Here is a 3,058-nt window from a genome sequence, read left to right as displayed (position 1 = left end):
ACTTCTCCTTGAGCGCATGGGCGATTTGGTCTTGCATGGGTTTTATGAAGTAGGAGAGGACGGTGCGTTCGCCGGTTTGGATGAAGCCTTCGACGGGCATGCCCGGCACGAGGGTCTGGCCGTTCAGCTTTGGCATTTCGCTTTCCAGAATCTTCAGGCGTGCCAGATAGAACGGCTCGCCGGTGACCTCATCGCGGGTCAGGTCCGGGGAAACGTTGAGCACGGCTGCGCCCAGCTCAGGTGTGGTGCGCTGGTCGAAAGCAGCAAGGCGCACATAAGCGTCCTGTCCCACTTGCAGCTGATCCACATCGACCGGTTGAACACGACTTTCAATCACCAGATCACTGTCTTCCGGCACTACCAGCATGAGTGTGTCACCCGGTGCGATTACGCCGCCAACGGTATGAACGTTGAGCTGATGCACATAACCGGATTGCGGGGCGCGGATGTCAATGCGCTTGAGGCGGTCCTGCGCTGCCACTTCCTGCTCTTCCAGCTCGGCAATCTGTGAGCGGATGTTTTGCAGATCAGACAGAACTTTTTCTAAAAACTCTTCGTCAAGCTGCAGGATCTGCACGCGCTTTTCGCTGATGGCTTCCTTGGTCTGAGCGACCTGAGAGATCAGCCCGCCACGATCACCAACCAGCTCGGCCCGTTCCCGCTTGATGGCGGTGACCTGAGAGGCGTTGATCAGGCGCTTTTCCAGAAGAGAAGCAAAGTCGGCGAGTTGCTGCGTGACAAGATCAATGCTTTCGGCCTTGGCATCGCGCTGCACCTGCAGGCCTTCAATCTGCTGCTCCAGCTGAGCAATCTGCTCGCCAAGCTGTTTCTTGCGGCCTTTGATGCCTTGCTGACGGGCAGCAAAGAGAGCTTGCTCACCATCCAGAGCAGTGGCAGCAATCTTGTCGGTCTTTGCCAGCTCAACCAGAACTTCCGGGAAGGTGACCTGAGCGTCATTGCGCCATTCGGCAGAAAGGCGGGCTTCCTGAGCCTGCATCTGGTGAAGACGCTTGCGGGTGATGGCCAGATTGGCTTTCACCACGGTCTCATCAAGGCGGAACAGCACATCACCGGCTTTGACCTCATCGCCATCTTTGACAAGGATTTCGCCAACAATGCCGCCTTCCTGATGCTGCACTTTCTTGGCCTGCCCATCGACAGCGATGGAGCCGGAGGTGATCACAGCGCTGTTGATCTTGGCAACGGAGGACCAGCCGCCAAGGCCGAGCACAAGAACGCCCACAAGGACGAGGCCCCAGCGCATGTGTTTCTTACGAGAGGTCTGAATGGTGGAAAGTGTTGTTTGCTCAGGCATGTGGCACCACGCTCAATGGTCCTGTTTTTGCAGCAGCTGGTGCTGGTTGTGCGCCGGGGGCTGGAACCGCACCGGGTGCTGGCACACCAGCAGGGGCGCTGATTTTTGGCAGGACTTCGTCTTTCGGGCCAAAGGCGGCCTGCTGGCCATCCTTCACAACAAGCAGCAGATCAACAGCTGAGATCGCGCTTGGACGGTGGGCAACGACAATGACAATGCTGCCGGTCTCACGCATCAATTTGATGGCGCGGGTTAACGCAGCTTCGCCCTCTGAATCCAGATTGGAGTTCGGCTCATCAAGCACGATCAGGAACGGGCTGTCATAAAGCGCACGGGCCAGACCCACACGCTGACGCTGTCCGGCAGAAAGCAAGGCCCCACCTTCGCCAACCTGCGTGTCATAACCATCAGTCAGACTGGTGACCAGCTCATGTACATGGGCGAGCTGGGCGGCTTCCAAAATCTTCTCGTCATCACGTTCTGCTGCAAAGCGGGAGATGTTTTCGGCAATGGTGCCGTCAAACAGTTCCACATCCTGTGGCAGGTAGCCAACTGCTGTGCCCAGACGGTCTTCCGACCATTGGCTCATCTCAGCGCCATCCAGACGAACGGCACCGCGCAGGATAGGCCAGACACCCACAAGCGCACGGACCAGACTGGTTTTACCGGACCCGGACGGGCCGATAACGCCCATGCCATCGCCTGCTTTGAGCTCAAAGTTGACGCCAGCCAGCGTGACAGCGCGTGCACCCGGAGGGGCTGTTGCGATCTGCTGTACATTGAGGCTTTTGCTTGGCAGCGGCAGCTCGGTTTCTGGCGGGGTCTCGTCCAGGCCTTCCAGCGATTTTTCCAGACGGGTGCGGGCCTGACGGGCGGCGATGAACACGCGCCACTGGCCAACAGCCTGCTCAACAGGAGACAGAGCACGAGAGGTGATGATGGAGGCTGCGATCATAACACCAGGAGAGACTTCCTGAAGGATCGCAAGCCATGCACCCACAGCCAGAACAGCAGAACCAAGCAGGAAGCGGAAGGCTTTGATGGCGGTGGCGAACAGCGAGGCGCGGTCGCCAGCTTTGGTCTGGGCATCATAAAAGCGGGCGTTGGCTTCATCCCACTTGTTGGTAAGCGTGGAGCTCATGCCAAGGGCGCGCACCACTTCTGCGTTGCGCCGTGCACCAGAGCGGGTGTTGCTGCGCTGTGCGTTTTGCGAGGCCAGCTCTTTGGAGGGATCGCGGCTCATGAACTCGTTGGCAAGCACAAGAGACAGAATGATGACCGCACCGGCCAGTGCCAGCATGCCAAGCCAGAAATGAAGCACGAACACCAGACCCAGATAGATCGGCATCCATGGAATATCAAAGAGCGCGGCTGGACCCTGACCACCCCAGAACTGGCGCATGGTCTCCAGATCGCGGATCGGGTCTACGTTTTTGCCGCTGTTGCCCATGCGCAGTGGCACGCGCAGGTTGGCAAGAAACGCGGTTCGCGACAGACGGGCATCAATTTCCTGAGAAATACGCGACAGGCCACGGGCACGGATGCCTTCCAGCAGGGCGAAGAACAGATAGAGGATACCGGCGAAGCTGGCGATGATCACCAGTGTTGGCACGCTGTGACTGGCGAGCACGCGATCATAGATCTGCAGCATGAACATCGGACCTGTCAGCATCAACAGGTTGATGACCAGACTCAAGACCCCAACGCCCGCATACCCGGACCGAGACGCCGCAAACGCCTCAG

Annotated in this window: 2 protein-coding genes; both read right to left on the bottom strand. The window is 58.5% G+C overall.

Going from position 1 to position 3,058, the window contains the following annotated elements:
• The coding region (locus tag PsAD37_RS16925; RefSeq protein WP_063292891.1) for an HlyD family type I secretion periplasmic adaptor subunit at positions 1–1,315 on the bottom strand (1,315 nt) is incomplete at its 3' end.
• On the bottom strand, positions 1,308–3,058 hold a 1,751-nt coding region (locus PsAD37_RS16920), incomplete at its 5' end, for a type I secretion system permease/ATPase (protein WP_063297161.1). The genes PsAD37_RS16920 and PsAD37_RS16925, both read right to left, overlap by 8 nt.

This window comes from Pseudovibrio sp. Ad37, assembly GCF_001623075.1.
Lineage (GTDB): Bacteria > Pseudomonadota > Alphaproteobacteria > Rhizobiales > Stappiaceae > Pseudovibrio.
The sequence above is the reverse complement of the archived record's forward strand: the minus strand, read 5'-3'. Positions and strand labels throughout refer to the sequence as shown.